Annotated in this window: 8 protein-coding genes and 1 pseudogene; 5 read left to right on the plus strand and 4 right to left on the minus strand. The window is 64.8% G+C overall.

Translation table 11 applies throughout. From position 1 onward, the window contains the following. The first annotated feature begins 98 nt into the window (after positions 1-98). From ACNQQL_RS30750 to ACNQQL_RS30760, 3 genes are all read left to right on the plus strand, one after another. Positions 99-1,175 (plus strand): MBL fold metallo-hydrolase, encoded by a 1,077-nt coding sequence (locus ACNQQL_RS30750; RefSeq protein WP_347067945.1) that lies wholly within the window; start codon positions 99-101, stop codon positions 1,173-1,175. A 63-nt stretch (positions 1,176-1,238) separates the two neighbouring features. Next, positions 1,239-3,044 carry an SWIM zinc finger family protein gene (locus ACNQQL_RS30755; RefSeq protein WP_416392786.1) on the plus strand — a complete coding sequence of 602 codons (1,806 nt, stop codon included), beginning with the start codon at positions 1,239-1,241 and terminating at the stop codon, positions 3,042-3,044. 32 nt (positions 3,045-3,076) lie between these two features. Continuing rightward, complete coding sequence (locus tag ACNQQL_RS30760; protein WP_347067947.1) at positions 3,077-3,322, plus strand: DUF6429 family protein; 246 nt, start codon at positions 3,077-3,079, stop codon at positions 3,320-3,322. Positions 3,323-3,334: 12 nt separating this feature from the next. Here ACNQQL_RS30760 and ACNQQL_RS30765 read toward each other — a convergent pair whose 3' ends face one another. Both ACNQQL_RS30765 and ACNQQL_RS30770 read right to left on the minus strand, forming a co-directional pair. Continuing rightward, positions 3,335-4,987, minus strand: a complete 1,653-nt coding sequence (locus tag ACNQQL_RS30765; RefSeq protein WP_347067949.1) for an ABC-F family ATP-binding cassette domain-containing protein — start codon at positions 4,985-4,987, stop codon at positions 3,335-3,337. Positions 4,988-5,193: 206 nt separating this feature from the next. Next, complete coding sequence (locus ACNQQL_RS30770; protein WP_347067951.1) at positions 5,194-6,504, minus strand: tetratricopeptide repeat protein; 1,311 nt, start codon at positions 6,502-6,504, stop codon at positions 5,194-5,196. 293 nt (positions 6,505-6,797) lie between these two features. Between ACNQQL_RS30770 and ACNQQL_RS30775 the strand changes: the two genes are divergently transcribed. Both ACNQQL_RS30775 and ACNQQL_RS30780 read left to right on the plus strand, forming a co-directional pair. Then, positions 6,798-21,071: a LysM peptidoglycan-binding domain-containing protein gene (locus ACNQQL_RS30775; RefSeq protein WP_347067953.1), complete on the plus strand. Its 14,274-nt coding sequence runs from the start codon at positions 6,798-6,800 to the stop codon at positions 21,069-21,071. After that, positions 21,061-21,489 carry a hypothetical protein gene (locus ACNQQL_RS30780; RefSeq protein WP_347067955.1) on the plus strand — a complete coding sequence of 143 codons (429 nt, stop codon included), beginning with the start codon at positions 21,061-21,063 and terminating at the stop codon, positions 21,487-21,489. Before ACNQQL_RS30775 ends, ACNQQL_RS30780 begins: the two co-directional genes overlap by 11 nt. A gap of 59 nt (positions 21,490-21,548) precedes the next feature. On the opposite strand, the gene ACNQQL_RS30785 is transcribed toward ACNQQL_RS30780, so the two are convergent. Together ACNQQL_RS30785 and ACNQQL_RS30790 are read right to left on the minus strand one after the other, a co-directional pair. Beyond that, the gene (locus ACNQQL_RS30785; protein ID WP_347067957.1) at positions 21,549-21,692 is read right to left on the minus strand and encodes a hypothetical protein; all 144 of its coding nucleotides are present in this window, start codon (positions 21,690-21,692) and stop codon (positions 21,549-21,551) included. A gap of 105 nt (positions 21,693-21,797) precedes the next feature. Beyond that, positions 21,798-21,966: pseudogene (locus tag ACNQQL_RS30790) on the minus strand (IS256 family transposase); the annotation flags it as partial.

Here is a 21,966-nt window from a genome sequence, read left to right on the forward strand (position 1 = left end):
GGCACGCGTTTCGCGGGACGGCGATAGAATCGACGCACCGCCCGCCGCGGCCTGCCGCCGGCGCGCATTTGCACCGATAACGACGAGACGCCCCACCGATGAACGCACTGGAACACCAACTCGACTATCCCTTCGCCGACACGCTGCCCGCCGCGGGCGACACGTTCGAGGTCGCGCCCGGCGTGCGCTGGCTGCGCATGCCGCTGCCGTTCTCGCTCGACCACATCAACCTGTGGCTGCTGCGCGACGAGATCGACGGGCAGGCCGGCTGGACGATCGTCGATTGCGGGATCTCGTCGGACGCGATCCGCACGCACTGGGAGCAGATCTTCGACGCGCATCTCGACGGACTGCCCGTGCTGCGCGTGCTCGTCACGCACTGCCACCCCGATCACTTCGGCCTCGCGAACTGGCTGTGCGACGGCGGCGACAAGGGCCGCTGGAACGTGCGGCTGTGGATGACGCTCGGCGAATACATGTTCGGCTGCCTGATGGCGGCGGGCAACGGCTCGAACGCGGGCGGCGCGGCCGCCGCCGATCATTTCGCGCGCCACGGGCTGACCGATCCGGCCGCGCTCGACAAGCTGCGCAACCGCCGCAGCTACTACTCGGATCTCGTGCCGGCCGTGCCGCCGCGCTACCGGCGCCTGCGCGAAGGCGATGCGGTGACGATCGGCGCGCGCACGTGGCGCGTCGTCACCGGCTACGGCCATTCGCCTGAACATTGCGCGCTGCACAGCGAAGCGGACGGCGTGCTGATCTCCGGCGACATGGTGCTGCCGCGCATCTCGACGAACGTGTCCGTGTTCGACCTCGAGCCGGAAGCGAACCCGCTCGCGCTGTACCTGCAGTCGCTCGGCCGCTACGAGACGATGGCGCCCGACACGCTCGTGCTGCCGTCGCACGGCAAGCCGTTCCGCGGCGTGCGCACGCGTATCGCACAACTGCGCGAACACCACGACGCGCGGCTCGACGAAGTGCGCGTCGCGTGCGCGGAGCAGCCGATGAGTGCGGCCGACATCGTGCCGATCATGTTCCGCCGCCGCGAGCTCGACATTCACCAGATGACGTTCGCGCTCGGCGAGGCACTCGCGCATTTGAACCTGCTGTGGCTAGCGGGCGAATTGAAGCGTAGCGAAGACGCGGATGGCGTGATCCGTTTCGCGCGGCATTGAGCGGGCACGCCTGCCTCGGTTCGCCACGCGCATTTGTATAATTTCCGGCATCGAACCGAATTGATGTCGCGACCCATGGCAGGCAATATTTCCCTCTCCGATGTCATCACGCTCGCGGAAATCCGCACGCTGGCCGATCCGCAATCCTTCGCACGCGGCAAGGCCTATTTCCACGACGGCGCGGTTTCGCGGCTGACCGAAAGCAACGGCGAACTGTCGGCGACCGTGCGCGGCACGTATCGTTATCGTGTCGAATTCGCGGTGGGCGCCGACGGCACGCTGGACTACGAATGCAATTGCCCGGTAGGCGACGAAGGTGCGTTCTGCAAGCATGCGGTGGCTGTCGCATTGTCGTGGCTCGAAAACAGCGGCGAGGAGGTCTTTCGCGACGATGCGCCCGAGCCGGCGCGTCCGCGACGCAAACGCAAGACCCATGCGGAACTGATTCGCGACTATCTGGAGACGCTCGACGAGGATGCGTTGCGGAGCTGTCTGTTCGACGCGGCCGTGCGCGATCGGTCATTGCGCGACAGGCTGCTGTTCGACGCACGTGCCGCGAATGCCGGCGACGTGGCAAGCCTGCGCGCCGCCGTCCGGCAATTGACGCGTGTGTCGCGGCCGCTCGGCTGGGATGAAGCGCACACGTACGGAGAAGCCCTCTTCGAAGTGGCCGACATGCTGCGACGGCAGTTGGCGGGCCCCCATGCCGCGCAGGTGGTCGAGCTGGCGGAACTGGCGATTGCGGACGCTGAAGCGAGCCTCGAACAGATCGACGACTCGGACGGCAGTGTGGCGCCCGGCATCGGCGAACTGGCCGGTGTGCATCTCGATGCGTGCATCCGGACGCGGCCGGAGCCGGTGAAACTGGCCGAACGCCTGTTTCGGCTGCAAGTCGACGGGCAGTGGGATACGTTCCGCGGCGTGCTGCCGGCCTATGCGGAACCGCTGGGCGACGCGGGATTGAGCCGCTATCGGGAACTGGTCGAGCATCAATGGGCCGCGCTGCCCCCGCTGCCGGCGGGGCGGGACGATCGGCGTTCGTACGATTCGGTACGCTTGAATCTCGAGCATGCGATGGAATCGCTGGCGAGGCACGACGGCGACGTCGACGCGCTGATTCGCATCTGGTCGAAGGATCTGTCGGCGTCGTACCGATTCGCGCAGATCGCGGAATGGTGCGCGGAGCATGGCCGCTTCGACGAAGGGCTGGCATGGGCCGAGCGCGGGTTGCGCGAAGCGGGCGATCGTCGCGATTTGCGTCTTCTGGGCTTCTGTATCGACGAATACTTGCGTCGCCGCGAATTCGATCGGGCCGATGAACTTGCCTGGCAGCGTTTCGACGATCATCCAACGGCGGAAGCATTCTCGGCGTTGATGAAGGTCGCAAAAGTGACGAAGCGACGCGATGCCGTGCGGGAGCGCGCGGTTTCGCATCTGCTGTCTCTCGCGCGGAGCCAGGAAGCGCCGACCCGGGCCGGCCGCGCGCGCCGGGGCTGGCAGCCTTCGGCGCGCACCGAACTCGTCAAGCTGCTGCTTGCGGAAAAGGACGACGCAGCGGCGTGGGACGCGTTTCGCGGCGGGCCGGTCGAGACCGGCATATGGCCGGCGATGGCGGCCGCACGCGCGAAGACGCATCCTGCCGATGCGATCGCGCTGTATCACCGGTTGTTGCCGATCGCCGTCGAACGCGGGGCCGGTGGTGCGCGTTATGACGAGGCGTTTCGCGTCGTGCAGGCGATCGGTGCGCTGCGGGCGGCGCAGCGACAGAACGCGGAATTCGACATGGAACTCGATGCGGTCCGGAAGACGTATCGCGCGAAGCGCAACTTCATCAAGTTGCTCGCGACGCTCGACGTGCAGCGCGCGTGACCGGCTCGATCGGGTATCGGGATGGAAATTGTATGGAAATCGATACGGCAGCAATCGATGACGCAGTCCTTGCGCTGCTCCAGTTGACTCTGCACGACCACAATCGCGCATGGAAGGGGCTCGATTGGGACGTGATGAATCGCCTGCACGCGCGCGGTTTGATCGGCAACCCCGTGAACAACGCGAAATCCGTGGTCCTGACCGACGAGGGTTTGCGCGAATCCAGACGCTTGTTCGAACGGCTTTTCGTCGACCCGGGCAGTCGCGGCGAACCGTGACGCCCCTGCGCTTCACCACGCGACGGGTTCGTAGCGCCACCCGTCGCGATGCCATCGCATCGTGTGCGTCGGTTCGAGCGCCGCGAGAAACGCGGCGTCGTGCGATGCGACCACGATCGCGCCCGGGAAGCCGGCCAGCGCGGTTTCGATCGCGCGCACCGATTCGAGATCGAGGTGATTGGTCGGCTCGTCGAGCAGCAACAGTTGCGCGGGTGAGCCACGCCACAACGCGCACGCGAGCGCGGCCTTCAGCCGTTCGCCGCCGCTCAGCTGTCGTGCAGGCTGCGTCGCGCGTGTCGCGTCGAGCTGCAACAACGCGAGGCGGCTGCGCAGGTCGCCTTCGGCGAGCGGCGTATCGAGCAGCCCCAACTGCTCGACGATCGAGCGCCCGGGATCGAGCAGCGCGAGCCGCTGGTCGAGATACGCGGCGCTCACGTGCGTCGTGCATGTGCCTGAACGCGGCGCGAGCTCGCCCGCGAGCATCCGCAGCAACGTCGATTTGCCGCAGCCGTTCGGGCCCGTCAGCGCGATGCGCACGGCGCCGCTCGCCGACCACGTGATCGAATCCGAATCCGCATCGCCGGCCGCGCGCCACGGCAGTCGCGCGCGTTCGAGCGTGAACAGCTGACGGCGTGCGCTGACCTCGGTGCCCGGTAGCGACACGAGCACGGGCGCATCGGCTTCGACGCGCGCGGCCGCCTGCTGCACGCGTTCGTCGAGCGTTGCCTTGAAATCGTCCTGTTGGCGCCGGACCTGTCCCATGATGTTGCGCGCCGCACCCTTGCGACTCTGTTTTGCCATCGACGACAGATTGGCCGTCTTCGCATCGCGCAGCGAGCCCGCCGCGTGACGCTGGATCGTGTCGTGTTCCTGTTCGAGCCTGCGCCTGACGCGTCCGCGTTCGGTGCGCGCATGGTCGAGTGCTGCTTGCGCGGCATCCTGTTCCGCGTCGCGTTGCGCGCGGTAGAGCGCGTAGTTGCCGCCGTACGAGCGCACGCGTTGCGGTGTCAGCTCGACGATGCGCTGCACGCCGGCGAGCAGCGCACGGTCGTGGCTCACGATCACGAGCCCGCCGCGCCAGCCGTCGAGCGCCGCGCGCAGCCACGCACGGCCCGGCGCGTCGAGATGATTGGTCGGTTCGTCGAGCACCAGCAGGCCGGCGCCGGACAGCAATGCGCCGATCAGCGCGACGCGCGCGAGCTGGCCGCCGCTCAGCGCGTGCGCGGGCGTGTCGGGTCGCACGTCGTGCAGGCCGGCCGTGTCGAGTGCCGTACGCAGCCGCTCGGCGAGATCCCAGCGATCGCCGATCAGGTCGAAGTCGTGCGGCTCCGCGCGGCCGTTCGCGAGACGCGCAAGCGCGCCGAGCGGCGCATCGAGCGCGGCGATCTGCGCGACGGTCCGCGGGCCGGCCGCTGCGTCGTCGTCGTGCCGTTGCGCGACGTAGACAACCGGCGCATGCCGGTCGATCGTCCCCGAACTCGGCGCACAGCGGCCCGCGATCAGCTGCGCGAGTTGACTCTTGCCGATGCCGTTGCGGCCGACGATGCCCGTCGGCGTGCGATCGATGGAAAGGTCGAGCGAATCGAACAGCGTGAAGCCGTCGTCGAAGCGGAAGGAAACGTGATGAAGCGCGACGAGCGCGCCGGTGGGCGTGGCTGCAGCCATAAGCACCTCCGAAAATGCGTGAAGACCTTCGCGCGGCGTGCGGGGCACGGCGGCGAAAACATTTTGGGAAGGCTTAGTTGTTCACTTTGGCTGGCGTCCGGTATGAGGAATAGGAGCGGAGTGTAGCAAGCGGGGTGCGCGGGCCGCAAGCGAGCGGCGCGAACGCCGTCGCTTGCGCGCCACGCGCGATGGATCGTTAGCGCACGTCACTTGTCGCGCACGCTGTACCTTGCCAGCGCCTGGGCGAGTGTTCGTCCATCCGGGCCGAGCGGCCGGTCGAGCGCTGCGCACCGGATCTCGTCGGCCGTCCGCGTGTCGCCGGCATGTGTCGCGAGCAGGCTCTCCGTTAGCGCGGCAGACAGACAGGAAGCGTCGAGCCGTCGCGCAATGGCCATTTTTCGCCGCGCTTCGTCGAAGCGGCCCTCGTGTACGCAAAGCACCGCCAGGCCGCCATGCGCGTCGGCGAAGCCGCGATCCAGTTCCGCCGCACGTTCGAAGCGGATGCGCGCGGCGTCCGGATTACCATCGAACAGATAAGCCCACGCGGCGGCGGCCCATGCGCCGGCATGGATTTTCAGTAGATTCGCCGCACGGTCGAGTGTACCGGTGGCGTCCGTGAAGCGTTGCTCCGCGAGATCGACGAGGCCGATGCCGAGCGTGGCGCGTGCGCCATCCGGATTGATGGCGCGCGCACGCCGGAACAGGGTGCGCGCATTGTCGATCGAGCCGGCATCGAGCGCGAGCAAACCGCGAACGGTCAGGCCGTCGACCGTATCGATCGACTGTTCGGCGTAGCGACGCGCGCCGTCGAGATCCGCCGTGTCGAAGAGCGCGGTGGCGAGTGCGCCGTACAGTTCCGGGCTCGCGGTGTGACTGTCGGCATGACGCCGACCGAGCGCAATTGCGTCGTCAAGTTGCCCGAGATGATGCAGCACGCGCAGCTTCAGCGGAATGGCGCGAGACTCGCCGCTTAGCGTCGCGTCGTCGAGCAGTTCGACAGCCTTGCCGAAGCGGCCGAGCATCGCATTCGCGTAGGCCGCGTTGTAACGGATAGACGCATCGTCGTGTGTCGCGAGGAGCGGTTCGAGTGCGTGCAGAGCGGCGTCGAACCGATGCTGCGACAGCGCCACAAGGCCTCGCAGGTTCGCAAGCGCAGCGGGCAGCGGCGCACGGGCGGCATGTCGATCGAGCAGTTCGTCGCACAGTGTGAAGCGGTGCGCGTCGAATGCAGCTGTGGCCGCATCGGCGAGCAGGTTGAGATTGTCAGGGTCCGTTTCGAGGAACGAAAGCAAGCGTTCGACGCGGCGTGCGTCCGGTGCGGGAGGAACGGCCGAGGTCGGCGGTCGGGTCGGCATCGTCAAGATTCCTGATCGAACGGTGTATTGAATGAGGGCGGCCGCTGGGTATGGCGATCGGCACGCGCAGCGGATGACGTCTTCAGCATAACAGCGCGCCGACGAATTGACCAAGTCGCGTAGACGCGCCGTTCCTGTCTCGAAATCAAGCGAATAATCCATGAATCGTACTTTTCAGATCGGTTCGGATTCATACGAACGGGTGACGAATCGTGCCTCTGAGGCGGGCCGCTCGTCATTGCACGGAAAGAAAAAAGACGACGTTGAATGCAGAATCAAATTTAGTTAAACATCCTATTTTTGTGATAAAGAAAGCGAAGTCGATAAAGCCGCCGATGGAATCACGCGGACGCGAAAATCATTAAACAACTATCGAATTGCCCGGACAACCTGTTCACGGCGCGCCTGTTTTCCGGCAGCGCGACATTCAAATCACGAACGGAATCGAGGGGCACATGGTAGCGATCGTCACGGGTAACGGGTTGGGTTTGCAGTCGTCGTCTGCGTTGGGTCTCGGCGCGCGCGGCCAGCTCGGCGAAGCGTCGGCTGGTCAGGCGGGCGAGCGGATCTACGTCAATGCGGCGAACGGCAACCTGATCGTCCAGGATCGCGACCTGATGCTGATCGGGCGCGGTGCCGGCAGCGCGATCCATCGTGCCTACAACAGCCAGGGAAAGTTCGCGGCCGACGGCTGGCGCCCGGGCGGCGCGCGCACGGTTGGCGCGCTGTCCGGCAAGCCGAACGAGGCGGGCAGCACGGTCACGCGCACCGACTGGGACGGCTCGACGGTCGTCTACGGTTATGACGCTCAGCGGCGGCTCTATGTCGCGACGAGCGGCGCCGGTGCGCGGGCGACGCTCGCCTACGATGCAGGAACGCGGCAATGGGCCTGGTGGGACGGCGGTAGGCAACTGTCCGAAATTTATGACGCGACGCGTGGCGGTCGCCTGGTCTCGGCGACGGACCGCGACGGCAACAAGGTCGACTATGCATACGACGGCGCGGGCCTGCTGAGTCGCGTGACGACGGCCAGCGGCGAATCGACGTATCTCGACTACACGGCCGGGCGGCTTGCGCGATTGCGCACGGTCTGGATCGACGCGAACGGCGCGCAGCGCACGTCGACTGCGGTGCGCTACGGCTACGATGCAGCCGGCCGCCTCAGCACGGTGACGGTCGATCTGACGCCGGACGACAACAGCATCGCGGACGGCAAGGTGTTCACGACCACCTATCGTTACGACGGCGATAGCGAGCGGGTGGCGTCGATCATGCAATCGGACGGTGCCGAGGTCGGATTCACCTATGCAATGCTGGGGAGCGAATACCGCGTGACGAGCATCGCACAGCGAGCCGACGGCGGTGTCGCGCGCGTCACGCGCCTTGCCTACGATCTCGACGCGCGCCGGACGACGATCACCGATCCGCTCGGCGCAGCCACCGTGCTCGCGTACGACGACGCAGGCCGACTCGTCGAGATCGTGCCGCCCGCGGGCGGCACGCAGCGGTTTCATTACGATGCGGCCGGCAACGTCGTGAAAGTGGAGGAGGCGGGCGGCGGCGTCGAATATCGCTACGACGTGCGCGGCAACCGGATCTGGCAGCGTGACGCTGCCGGGGGCGTGGTCGAGTGGCGCTACGGCGAAAACGACGAACTGCTCGAGCAGGTCAACCGCCTCGGCGGCGAAGCGGCTACTACGACTTATGTTTACGATGCGCGACGCCATCTCCGTTTCGTTGTCGATGCGGAGCGGCGGGTGACCGAATACCGGTACAACGGGTTCGGTCAGCAGGTTTCGGTGCTGACGTATGCCGATGCCGGCTACGTTGGGGCGGGCTTGGGCGAAGCCGACCTGGCTCGCTGGGTCGCGGGCCTGGCCGACAAGAGCAACGGCACCCGCACCGACACCGCATACGACTTTCGCGGCAACGTCGCGAGCGTCACGCGTTACGGCCGGTTGCTGAAGGACGGCACGGGCGATGCTCGCGCGGGGGCGGGAGAGGTGACGCAGACGCGCTACGTCTACGATCCGTCCGGCCGCCTGCTGCAGCGCTTCGTCGGCGCGCCGGGCAAGCAGCAGGTCGAGCAGTTTGCGTACGACGGGCTGGGACGGATGCTGTCGGCGCGCCGCTTCGACGGGACGACGACGTTCTATCGCTACGACGACGCTAACCATCAGACCATCGTCACGTTCGGTAACGGGCTCACTCGTACGTCGACCTTCAACGGCGCCGGAGAATTGGTGGCGATCGCCGAGTCGGCAGCGGACGTGCTGCTGTCGCAGGTCGGTTATACCTACGACGCCGCCGGCCGGCTGCGCGCGGAAACCGATGCCGTCGGACACCGCACGCATTATCTGTACGATCCGGCCGGCCGCAAGATCGCGCAGGTCGACGCCGCGGGCGGGCTGACCGAATACGTATACACCCCCGCGGGACAGGTTGCGCGCACGATTCGGCATGCGACGCCGCTTGCGGCCGGGCAACTGGCGAGCCTTTCGGATATCGGTGGACTCGACGGCACGGCCGCACTCGAGCGCGTGCGCCCGGCCGCCCAGGCGGCCGACCAGAGTGAATGGCGCATCTACGACGGCGTGGGCCGGCTTGCACGCAGCGTGACCGGAGACGGGGCGCTGACCGTGTACCGGTACGACGATGCTGGTCGGCTGCTGCAGACCGTCCAGTATGCGAAGCGCATCGGCGTGAGCGGCAACGACCCGTTGACGGAACCACTGCCGTCCGCTTCGGTGGCCGACCGCTGCACGCGCTATTTCTACGACAGCACCGGCCTGTTGCGTGGGCAACTCGACGCGGAAGGCCATCTGACCGAATACCGGTACGACATGGCGGGCCGGCGCGTCACGACGATTCGCTATGCGACTGCGGTGACCGATGTCAGCCGCGCGGCGACATCGGTCGTCGATTTCCGTCCCGCGGAGAACGGTAACGACATCCGCGAGCAGGCGAGCTACGACGCGCGTGGTCTGCTGCGCACGGAAATCGACGGCGAGGGGCACGCGACCGTCTACGAGTACGACGAGTTCGGCAACGTCGCGCAGCGCGTTCGTACCGAGCGGGCGGACCCGAACGCCGCTCGTGCGCAGCAGACCATGCGTCTTACGTTCGAGGCAAAGCTGGACAGGCCGAAGCTGACCGGCGCGGTGCTCACGGTTCGGGTCGACGGCAGGGAAGTTGGCAAGGTGGAAGTGACGTCGACGACCGCTCGGCGCTACGCGATCGATATCGCGAATCTCGTACCTGCGAGCGATCATAGCGTCGAGTTTATTTTCGGTTCGTTCATGGATGAGGCGACGGTTCAGAACGCGATGTTCGGCGAGCGACAGTTCGCGCAGCCCGGATCGCGGCCGAACGGTCGGCCGTCGGGCATGCTCGAGAAGAGCCACAACTACGTGCTTGACGGTGCCGGGACGGAGAAAGCCTGGCTCGCCGCGTCGACGAAACAGGAGCGGACCACGTACCGGTACGATGCGATGGGGCGTCTGCTCGAACGGACGACGAGTGCGATGCGCGGCGAATCCGCGACTCGCTATACGTACGACAGCGAAGGACGCCTGACGAGCGAAACGACCGGCGGCCGCACGTTGCGCTACCGATACGACGTTCAGGGCCGGCTGATCGCGCGGCTGTCGGGAGAAGGCAGCGAGGCGCTGGCCGCGCTCGGCGGCAAGCCGACTGCCGCGCAGGTCGACGCGGTCTGGCGAAATTGGGGCGAGCACTACACGCACGATGCGGTGGGGCGGCAAACATCGTCGACGGATGCGAACGGTAGTCGCACGACCTACTACTACGATGCGGCCGGACGCGTCACGCATCGGGTCAATGCGCTCGGCGAGGTTGCCGAGCAGCGCTACGATGCGCTCGGCAATCTGACGCAGACCCTTGCCTATGCGAAGCGCATGGGACGCGACGCGATCGGTGAGCTGTCCGGTGGCGTCATGACCGACGCCGTGCGACGGGCGGTCGCGGCGCTCAGCGACGAGCGGGTGTCGCGAGCGACGTTCGGCTACGACCGGGCAGGCCGCGTCGTGCGAAGCGTCGACGCGCAGGCGTTCGCCACGTGGCGAACGTACGACGTCTTCGGGAACGAGATCGCCACGTGCCAGGACCTGTCCTCCGGCGTGCGCTCGACCCGCACGACCGACTATGACCGGCTCGGTCGCGCGGTACGGACGACTGTCGATCCGGGCGGTCTGAATCTCGTCGCGCGCGCGGTCTACGACGCGTTCGGCCGCGAGATCGAATCGACCGACGCAAACGGCATCGTGCGGCGCCGTGAGTATGACCGCAACGGCAATACGGTCATCCTGACCGATGGCCTCGGTCGGCAGAGCCGGATGACTTATGATGCGTTCGGCAACGTGCTGACGCATACCGACCGTACCGGCGCGACGACGCGCTACGCCTATGTGCCGGAAAAGCGCCAACTGACGGTTTCGATGCCCGACGGCATCGAGACCACGACGACCTATGACGAATTCGGCCAGACCATCGCGCTGACCGACGGGCGGGGGCAGACGACGCGCTATGCATACGACGCGGACGGTCGCCTGATCGACACGACGACGCCGACGGGCGTCACCCGGCAGCGCCACGATCGTGCCGGTCAGTTGATCGAGACCGTGGACGGCCGCGGCGTGCGTATTGCCTACGCATACGATGCCGCCGGGCGCGTGTTGATGCGCACGCTCGATCCGGGCGGGCTGAACCTGACGACGCGCTACGAATACGACGCCAAGGGGCAATTGGTTCGAACCACGGAACCGTCGGGAACGGTCGTCGTAACCGAATACGATCTGAACGGCCGCAAGGTCGCCGTCGTGACGGATGCCGGCGACGGGCGGCTCAACCTGCGCACCACGTTCGAATACGACGGGGCCGGCAAGGTATTGACGACGACGGACGGCGCGGGCACGCAGGGTGCGCGCACGACGCGCCACGAGTACGACGCAGCGAGCCGCCTCGTCCGCACGGTCGTCGATCCGGACGGCCTCGCGCTCTCGACTTGCTATGACTACGACGGTAACGGCAACGTGAGGCGGGTGGTCGATGCTGCGGGCGGCGTGACGCGCTACGGTTACGACGCGGAAAACCGACGGATCTGCGAGGTCGGCCCGACGGGGGCGATCGTGCTGAGCCGCCTCGACGCGGAAGGGCGCGTGGTCGCGCGCACCGCGTATGGGATTCCGAACGCCGGCTTGCTCGATGCCGTGGGCGGTACGCTGTCGCCCGCCGACCTGGAGGCGCGCGTCGCGGCGTCGCCTGGGCGCGACCGGACAGTTCGTCACGTCTACGACGTCAACGGGCGGGTGCGTTACACGCTCGACGCACTCGGCGCGTTGACCGAATTCCGCTACGACGAGAACGGCAACGCTGTGTTCACCGCGCAGCACGGCAGGGTCCTCGACGCAACACAGCCGCTGACTGAAGCATCGATCACCGCTCAGTTGCGTCGTCTCGGCTTCGACCGTGCCCGTGACACGAGTCGTGTGACGCGCACCGTCTACGACGCGGCCAACCGGGCCGTCTTCGTCATCGATCCGCTGGGTTACGTCACGCAGAATCGTTTCGACGCCAACGGCAATCTGGTCGAGCGCATTAGTTTCTGGCGTAGCGGCTGGATAGTGATGGCCGGCTTTACCGAACCAAGCGAAAAGAACATGCTCGACTGGGCGCAAGCCGAGTTGGGGGGCGTGAGCACGCGCACGACGAACTGGCGTTACGATAACGCCGTCCGGGTGACGGAGAGCATCGACGCGGAAGGTTACCGGACGCGCCACGAATACGACGGCGCGCTGCTGCGGAGAACGATTCGCGACGGCGAGGTAGTCGATCGGAAGCGCGGCATGCCGGTCGGCGTGATCGAGAGGCTGTTGCCCGCGAAGCCTGCGGTTGCCGCGACGGCAGTCACGGAGTATCGCTACGACGGGGCCGGGCGGGTGACCGACGTGATCGACGCGGCAGGCGTCGCGACACATTACGTACTGGATGCACTGGGCCGCGCCGTGGAAACGATTCGTGCAAACGGCACCGATCGGCAGACGTCGACGCATACGACCTTCGATGCGGCAGGGCGCATGATCCGGGAAGTCCGGGCATCCGGCACGTCGGCCGCCGGGGCCGTCGACTATCGGTATGACGCGCTCGGCAATCTGACCGTACGCGTCGATCCGCGCGGCGTCGAGCTGGCGGAAACCGACAGCGACTGGGCGCTGGCGCAGCGCAAGGCGCTCGGCTACGTCGATGCGCAGGGTCGCGCGCTGACGGCCGCCGCACTGACGGCCGCGCAGCGAGAGGAACTGGCCGGCCGGTATGCGACCCGTTACCGCTACGACGCAGCCGGCAGATTGACGGAGGAAACCGATCCGCTCGGTCATGCGGACCGAACCACGTACGACGCATTTGGCGATGCGGTCGAGCGCGTGACGAAAGGCGTGGCCGCGAAGCTGTTCTACGACGGGCGTGGACGCGTCGTCGCGCAGGTGAATCCGGACGGGGCGGTCATTCAGACCGAATACAGCGCGTCAGGGCAGCCGGTTCGCGTGGCGCGTTTTGCGAAAGGCGCGCTCGACTGGACGGCGATTGCGGAGAGCGGCGATGCGTCGGCGGCGCTGTCCCGGCTACAAGGCCGGCCCGAGGCCGTGACGCACCTCGAATACGACAAGCTCGACAGGCTGGTGAAAGCGACCGACGCCGAAGGCGGGGTCGAGGTTTTCGGGTACAACGGGTTTGGCGAGCGCATCGTCTATCAGAACAAGGTCGGCGCGGTGTTCCAGTACGGTTATGACAACCGCGGCCTGCTGATCTCTGAGACGTTGCCGGTCACGTCGAACGGCCGCATCGTGCAGAATTTCCATCTGTACGATGCAGGCGGCCGCCGCACAGTGACTATCGAGGCAGCGGAATTGCCCGAGCAGCGCACCATGCGTTTCGAATACGACGCACTCGGCCGTCTGATCCGCCAGACTGGGGATGCGGTGGCCGCGCGCGGGGCGTTGGGCGACACGCGCACGATCGAGCCGGTCGAAACCCGCGCATACGATGCGCGCGGCAACCTGATCCGGCAAACCGACGCGAACGGCAACACGATCACCTGGTATTACGATGCCGCGAATCGCCAGACCGCCGAAGTGAGCGCGACAGGCACGCTGACGCAATGGACCTATGACGCGGCGGGCAACCGGATCGTGTCGCGCGTATTTGCCGATGCGGTCGTGCCGACGGCCGGCGCCAAGCCGCCCGCCCCGATCCATGCGGACCGCGTTCGCGAGACCCGTTACCGCTACGACGAGAACAACCGATTGATCGAATCGCGCGTGCTCAACGTGGCCACCGGGTATTTCGATCCGTCGGCGGGCGAAACGCAGCGTGGCGAATACTTCATCACGACGGGCAGCGAGCTCGTTACGCGGTATCGCCATGACGGTGCTGGCCGGCTGATCGAGCAGACCGATCCGGCCGGCAACCGTACGCTCAGCTTCTATGACCGCATGGGCAACAAGATGCTCGAGGTCGACGGCGCCGGCTACGGGACTCGCTGGGAGCGCGACGCAGAGGGGCGCGTGCTGACGGAAACTCGCTTTGCCGCGCGCTATCCCGATCCGATCGCGCCAAATCCGGCGCTGGCCGACACGCTTGCGGCGAATTGGCCGACGAGCGCCGACGACCGGATCACGCACTACGTGTGGGACGGCAACGGACGGCTTGTCAGCGAAACGCGGCAGGGTGTTCAGCATGCGACCGTCGACGCGAACGGGCGGCTCGAGGAACGGAATGCCGATGCGACGACGCGCTACGTCTACGACGCCGAAGGGCACCTGCTGCGCAAGACTGACGCGAACGGGAGCCAGTTCGATTTCACCTACGACGCGCTGGGCCGGCAGACCGGTCAGCTGCTGCCGCAGTTCGTCGATCATCTGAACCGTCAGGTGCGTTCCCGCATTTCGTTCGAATACGACGGTCTGAACCAGGTCGTCAAGGAGACGAAGCACGGCGACGCGGATCAGGTGACGACCTACGCGTACGGCGCAGGCGGGCGGCTTGCGTCGAAGACCAACGCACTCGGGGTAGTAACGCAATTCGGCTACGACGCGGCCGGCAATACGGTGCTGGTCAGCTTTCTACGTGCGGATGCGGACGGGCGAAAGCAACTGGATGAGACTGCAATCGGCTACGACGCCGCGCATCGCGAGATATCACGAATCACGCGTTCGCGCGATCCGGGCGGTGGCACCGTGTTGGCGAGCGGCGTGCTGAGGGAACAGTGCTACAACGCGTTCGGCGAAGTCGTCGGGCGCCGCACGGGCGGCGGCGGGCCGAAAGGCGAGTGGCAGGAGTACGCGGACTACAACAATGCCGGATGGGTCGTGCGCACGAACTTCGGCGACGGCGTGTCGCGGCTGTTCCTGCACGACCGTAACGGCAACGCGACCCTGAAGGTCGAATCGATGGAGACCGATTTGCGCCGCCATGCGATCGAGACCGGCGACGATCTCGTCGGGTTGCTCAAGCGCGCGGACATGATGCAGACATATACGCGGTATGACGCGCGCAATCAGGTGATCCAGGTGCGGCAGCCGAAGACGTCGGGCGGGGCGCCAAGGGTGAGTTTCAGTCCGGTGGATATTCCGATCGATGGGGGGGTGTTTGCGAATACGCAGTTGAGTCTTGGGGGATGGATCGAGAAGCAGAATCGGCCCGTGCCTGGCCCAGTCTATACAGAACCGGCCGAATTGAGCTTGACTACGTCCGGCAGTGCAACGGTCAAGGCCGGCGTGACTTGGGATACCGCGTCGGTCTATGTCCAGATACATAGCCTCAACATCGATCTTCCGGATCTGAAGGGGGTGTACGGCGCGTATCAATACGAGATAGTTGCGAGCTATCACGGACAAGGCGAGCAGTTAGGAACGCACCACACATGGGGAACGGAGCACCTTCCTTATAACGTCCAGAAGACTCAAACGATTTACACGGAAGTCAACCAATCCGGCAGTATCTCTATTCCGATCAAGAGTTACCCTGCGGTCGCCAACGCGAGCGGTGACTTTGCAGCGAAGCCATTGCAATTCGATTACTCGATCGAGATCTACGTCAAGCCGCAAAGCGGTGCTGCCGAGCGTCGCCTGATCGGGACAGTGGAGAAGAGCGCAGTTTTATTCGAGGCGTGGACTGTCAATGGCAACGTCCATACCAAATTGGCTAAACAGGATGCTCTCGACTCTTCGCTGGAACTGCAATCGGTATCTAACCGGTTGACGCTGGCCAATCACAGTCTGCCGCTGGGTGCCCGAGCCATGCTGTACTACCGCCCTGCAGGGGCGAGCGACGCGTTTCGGATGTTGGGCAAGGATTCCAACAGCGAACCCGGGTCGTATACGATCGACGTCGGCGGTTTGCCCGATGGCGACTACGAGATGATCTTTATGGCTGTGTCGGACGGCAGCGACGGACGTGAGCCAAACACGCTGCTGCGCCGTGACGGTTTTAGCGCACACATCGCTCGTGGCGGAAATTCCACGGTTGCTTCTATGCCGATCCCTGGCGATCGAGAAAGCAGCCGAGCGGGCTTCCTGGCGGATGCGTCAGGAAGCTATATCTGGACTTCGCCACATACCCTAAGTCTGTATTCGGCGCGCGATTCCGCGCTGCATCTGGCCGATCATGTCGTCGTGAAAGTGCGCCCGCAAGATGCCGTGACGTGGAACGAGGAGCGGACGATCTTGCGCGATCTGGCTACCGGCGCATTCGCGATCGATCTGTCGAGATACGCACCAGGAAACTGGGATGTGGTATTCGATCTGTACAACGCAGCAGGCCAGAAACTCGATGCAGTGCTGTGTTCGATAGGTTTGCAGGGCGGTAACGGCTCACCGTCGCTCTCCACTAACTACGCCGCCGATCTGAAATCGACGGTAGTGTTCCATGCGCAGCCTGCCGACACCGACTACATCGTGGTGTCATGGGTGCAGGACGGTGCGACGCACTATTCGCACGTCACCCGATTGGGCAACGGAGAGTTCACTTGGGACGTTCTGGAGGGCGGCTTGATGCCGCAGCCGGGCCAGTCGTACGGTTACGCGATCAAATACACCGCCTACGATGCGGCTGGCGTGCCACTGGCGATGGGGGCCGGCGACATCACCGTTGGAACGTTGGGCAATTCACAGGTCACGTTGACGGGCAGCGCGCGCCCGACCATTTTCGAGTTCACGCCGGTCGGTACGGACGGCAAACCATTGACAAACGCCAACACGATTACGCTGTACTACCGTCAATCCACGGAGAAGGACCAAGCATACGATCGTCCGTTTACTGAATTGACGATCACGCGCGATTCACGGGGGCGCTTCTTGTTCGATGCGTCGGCACTGCCTACGCGTACGGAATTCGAGTATCGCTACCTGGCGAAGGACGCCAGCGGTGATGTTCTGACCGAGCGACAGAGCTACTTTTTGACCGGTACGCGCAACAACCCGATTACCAACGTCGATATCGTCGGCGTGATCGACGAAACCGCGAAGGACATGACGATCGACCGGATGCAGTCGCACAACGCGTTCCGCGACGTGTCGGCGGAGCGCGACGGGCGCGGCAACTGGACCTATTCGTCCTACAACACGATGGGTCGGCTGACGCTGAAGCGTGAACCGGAGATCGGTGTCACGCTTGCGGACGGCTCGAAGGTCCGCGTCGCGCCGGAAACGCGGTTCCATTATGACCTGACAGGCAACCTCGTCGGCATCAAGGACGCGAACGGCAATCTGTCGACGCACCAATGGAATTACGGATTGGCGCAGCCGGCGGTCGCGCGGTCGTGGGATGTGCTTGGCCACGACAAGCGCTTTGCGTACGACGCGCAGGGCAACCTGCGCGTCCAGTACGACGAGCTGAACCGCCGCACAGATTTCACCTACGATGCGGGCGATCGTCTGATCCGGATCGATCGCCCGGTACTGGCGAACGGTGCGAACGCGGGGCGGCGCAGTGTCGATCGCTACGAATACGATGCAGCCGGCAATCGGATCGCGCACATCGATGCACTGAGCGGGCGTGAGCGAACCTACTATGACACTGAAGGCAGGGTCATCCGGACGGTAAGCGCTGCAGGCCGATCGATGCAGTACGACTATCGCTGGGCGTCGGCGATCGGCACGGCGGGCGGCGGCACGAGCGGCGGCTGGATGAAGACGACGACCGACGCGAACGGCCGGACGATGATCGACGAGACGGATCTGTTCGGTCGGCTGATGAAGCACACGGATCTCGGCGGACGGGTATTCGACTACACGTACAACCTGGCGGGGCTGCTGACGCGCCAACGTGGCACGAGCGGGCAGGACGTGAGCTACGAGTATTACTCGCACGGACTGGTGCGAGCGATCCGTGACCGGGGCACGCAGACCGAGTCGCTGTACGAATACGACGGCGACGGCAACCGGACGGCGGAATTCTTCCGCTCGATCTCCGGCGCGTACGTGTTTGCGCAATCGTACGTCGAATACGACGCGGCGAACCGAGTCACGGCGATTCGGGACAACGCGTACCAGGTGCGCTACGAATACGACGCGGTGGGCAACCGCCGGCGGATGACGGCGGATTACACGGACCTCGTCGGCTACCACAAGAAGACACAGGACTACTGGTACGAATACGACGCATTGAACCGCTTCACGGTGACGATGGGCGTGCTGTCGGACGGTCGGATCGTCGCGGGCGCGAAGGGCGGGGACGGCGTGCAACTTGGCTACAACGCGGCGGGCGAGCGTGTGCTGGCGGTGTACGCGTCGGATGGCCGAACTGAGCGCTACGAGTACGACGCGAACGGGTACCTGACGAACCAGTCGGTCAACGGTGTGGTGGTGCGCGAGCGGGAGAACGACCTGCTGGGCCGGGTGACGGGCTACACGGCATACACGGCGGACCGCTCGAAGCGGACGGAGCAGGTCACGCGGCAGTATGACGCGGACGGGCTGCAGACGAGCGAACGGGACGTGCTGGAAGGGGCGACGACACGCTATATGCGGATGTCGGACGGCACGCTGGAGCGCACGGAGCGGCGTCCGGACAAGGGCGACGGCACGACCGTGACGACGGCGTACAGCTACGAGTGGTGGGACGGGGCGAAGCAGAAGACGGCGGTGTCGCAAGGCTCGAACCCGAATGCGCCGGGGTGGAAGCCGGCATCGAGCTACTACAACTACGACGTGAACGGGAACCTGAAGTCGGTGTACGACGACGGGGGCGGCCAACGGGGCAAGGCGCGCGCGTTCAGCTACTGGACGGATCTGCGCGGGCAGGTGCAGCGGCGTGACGAACTGGTGGGGGTGTCGATTGCCCCGCACGGGGCGATCACGGGTGCGCAAGGGGACCGCAAGCACAACTACTACTACCTGAATGGCCACCGGGTGGGGAACGTCGGCAATGACGGAGTCGAGAAGGTCGACTACGTGCAGGAACTGGCGGGGAAGCTGGGCAAGGGCAAGGAGAGCCAGTACCGGGTGACGACGCCGGTGAGCGTGGCGGACTTCGACGAGAACTACATGCGCATCGACGGAACGTATCCGGGGGCGAGCCCCGGGACGTGGACGGTGCGCGAAGGGGAGACGCTGAAGTCGATCGCGTCGGCGCTGTGGGGGGGCGAGACGCTGTGGTACGTGCTGGCGGACGCGAACGGGTTGAAGAGCACGGACGAGCTGAAGGCAGGGCAGGCGCTGACGGTGCCGAACAAGGTGACGAACGTGCACAACACGGCGAGCACGTTCAAGCCGTACGACCCGGGCCAGGCGATCGGGGATACGCAGCCGACGCTGCCGGACCCGCCGCCGCCGCCGAGTCGGGGAGGTGGATGCGGCGGGTTCCTGCCGGTGATCGCGATCGTGGTGGCGGTGGTCGTATCGGTGGTGACGTATGGAACGACATCGCCATATATGGCTTCGCTGGCGGGCTCGGCGGGATTGACCGGGGGTGCTGCGTCGACGGCTGCGGCGGTCGGCGCGGGGGCGGTGGCAGGTACGGCGGGTTCGATGGCGAGCCAGGGCGTGATGATCGCGGGTGGGGCCCAGCAGGGGTTGGACTGGAAGGGCGTGGCGCTGGGGGCGATGGGTGGGGCGATTGCCGGAGGGGTGACGAGCGCGATGCCGGCCGGGTCGTTCGGCACGGCCGCAGCACAGGGTGCCGCGCGCTCGGTGGCGACGCAGGGCATTGGTCTGGCGACCGGGTTGCAGGATCGTTTCGACTGGAAGGGCGTGGCGGCGAGCGCGATTGCGTCGGGAGTGGGGTACGCGGCGAATCAGGCGATTGGTCAACTGCAATACGGAGATACGTGGGAAGGGATGGCGCCGTCGGCGCTGCGGGCGGACAAGTTCAACATGGCGGTGCGTGGAGTGGGCACCGGGATGGCGGCCGGGGCGGCGAGTACGGTGGTGCGTGGTGGAAGCTTGGGGCAAAATGTTGGGGCGATCACGATGGATGCGATCGCGTCTACTATTGGCAATATGGTGGTGGACCAGATCCAAGGTGCATCGGTTGGAAAAAGCAACGCGACGCCGATGCACCCCGATGACGCTCGATTCCTGGGTGCGCTGACCGGTGCAATTGAGGCGTACAGCAATACGCCGAATCCGTATACAGGGGCTCAGTTTGCTGGGCCCGGTGCACTGCCACTTGATGCAATAAATGTGACGGCATCGGGTTCGACAAGCGGTCTCGGCGCACTGTACGGAACGGGTTACGACGGTGCGTTTGCGGCTTGGTCGGACGATACCCGGTTGAATCTGAACGATGCGGCGTTTCGGTCGGCGATGAGCGAAACGGGTGCTGGCATCAGGCTCGCGCAAACTGACGGTGGCTTCTGGCGTGGACTTGCGGGTGAGACGCGCAACCTGTTCGAGACGCCTGCTCCGTTGTCGGAAAAGATTGGAGCGGGCGTACGGGCGGTGGGCGAGTTCATCGCCGATCCGCTGATCGAACTTGGCAATCAATATCGAGACGTGTACTCCGCAGCGAGCGGGGCGACGGGCGGTTGGCGCAGTGCCTTTGCGCAGCAGGTGTCGGATGGTAGCTACGGTGGAGCCGCACTGACTGAGTTGGGCATGGCGGCCGGAGCGGCACCGATGGCCGGAGCAGCGCTGAGAGGGATCGGCTTGGCCGCGCCTGCGGCAGTTGAGACCTTCGGGCCGACGATTAACCGCGCGATGAGCCGCTACATGACGCGTAGCGGCATGCAGCTGAATGTCGTAGAAACAGGGTCATCCGGGACAGGCAGAGCTGGCTTGGTTGATCTGTCATCTGGCGATGTTACTCCCGGTTTCTATCGTGCAGATCCGGCGAAGATTCGGTTTACGCAGTCGGACGCCAGTCCATTCTTCTCGAAGGGCGGTACTATTGACAGCCTAGTTTCAGACCTTCGGTCCGGTAAGGTTACCGCAGACCAAGTCGGCAATCCGCTTCAGGTTGTGATGCACGAGGGCCTTCCATTCTCAATCGACAATCGTCGTCTTGTTGCGTTCAACTTAGCAGGGGTGAGGGGCGTTCCGATCCAGATTGTGACTTTAGATAACCCGGCCGTGGCTGCACGTTTCTTCGATCGATTTGATCCGATTGGAGGAGTCGGGAAGAATATCGTTATTGCTCCGAGTTCTGCGCGAACACCGGCTCAACTGCTGCTTAGGGATTCGGGATTGATTAAGGGGGTTCAGCTTGGGTACTGATGCAAAAGAGGTTCTTGCTCCGCAAGACTTCGCGGCTTGGCCGATTTGGCGTTACGACGATGAAGATGATCTCTATCATCCGGTAACGAGCGCTGACCAACTTCCTGAATCGGAGCGAGCGTTGTCTATTCGTGCGAACTTCAGAACGCCAGACGGCCGATTGTTCGCTGGCTATGTTGTGGGTATTGAGCGGGTCTTCTCCTTCGGTTTGTTTGGCGGAGACCGTGTATTTCATGTCAACATGAATCTACCTGATCTCTCGGCTAAGCAACTGAATGCGTTCCTCCAGGTGCAGTCGAGTGAGTCTGGCCAGACATTCGAATCACTGTTCCCATTGACGTACATTTCTTCGATCAACGAACAGCCGTTCGTGGACTTCAGCGGTCAGTTTGACGGTCTTCCAACGGCGAAACATTAGACGAGTTCGTAGCACAAACGCCCGCTTAAGCGGGCGTCGTTGTTTGTGCGTTTGATGCGTCAGAAGAGCTGTTTGGCGACGCGCCGGCGCTCATCGTCGTCGAAGTGCATGACGCGGATTCCGCCGATCGCGAGGCGCAGCCAGTCAGGTTGGCGGAATTCCAGAATCAGGGCGCAATGTCGCGGCGGATCATGCCTCGGCATTGCAAACTTCAAATGAGACCCAGCAGGGGAAACGTGGATTTGTCCGACTCGAAGGTTATGAAGAACCTGTCCGCATTTTTGTGGGCGAGGCGGTTGAACAGCACGTTATCCGCGCGCCTGCATAAATCGGTCTCCGAACAGGATAGCAAACTGGTTCATCGCTGATTTCCAGTCGAAGGCGGACCGCACGGTCTTGGCCAGCACATTGCGCAGCGCCAGCCAGAGCAGCTTGATCGCCGCCTCGTCATTCGGGAAGTGGCCGCGCGTCTTGATG

This window comes from Burkholderia sp. LFS061, from assembly GCF_047978125.1.
Lineage (GTDB): Bacteria > Pseudomonadota > Gammaproteobacteria > Burkholderiales > Burkholderiaceae > Burkholderia > Burkholderia pyrrocinia_C.

What these genes read in the sequence shown, in the direction of transcription:
- ACNQQL_RS30750 (WP_347067945.1), top strand. Translation starts at nt 99, where the DNA reads ATGAACGCACTGGAACACCAACTCGACTATCCCTTCGCCGACACGCTG.
- ACNQQL_RS30755 (WP_416392786.1), top strand. Translation starts at nt 1,239, where the DNA reads ATGTCGCGACCCATGGCAGGCAATATTTCCCTCTCCGATGTCATCACG.
- ACNQQL_RS30760 (WP_347067947.1), top strand. Translation starts at nt 3,077, where the DNA reads ATGGAAATCGATACGGCAGCAATCGATGACGCAGTCCTTGCGCTGCTC.
- ACNQQL_RS30765 (WP_347067949.1), bottom strand. Translation starts at nt 4,987, where the DNA reads ATGGCTGCAGCCACGCCCACCGGCGCGCTCGTCGCGCTTCATCACGTT.
- ACNQQL_RS30770 (WP_347067951.1), bottom strand. Translation starts at nt 6,504, where the DNA reads ATGGATTATTCGCTTGATTTCGAGACAGGAACGGCGCGTCTACGCGAC.
- ACNQQL_RS30775 (WP_347067953.1), top strand. Translation starts at nt 6,798, where the DNA reads ATGGTAGCGATCGTCACGGGTAACGGGTTGGGTTTGCAGTCGTCGTCT.
- ACNQQL_RS30785 (WP_347067957.1), bottom strand. Translation starts at nt 21,692, where the DNA reads ATGCCGAGGCATGATCCGCCGCGACATTGCGCCCTGATTCTGGAATTC.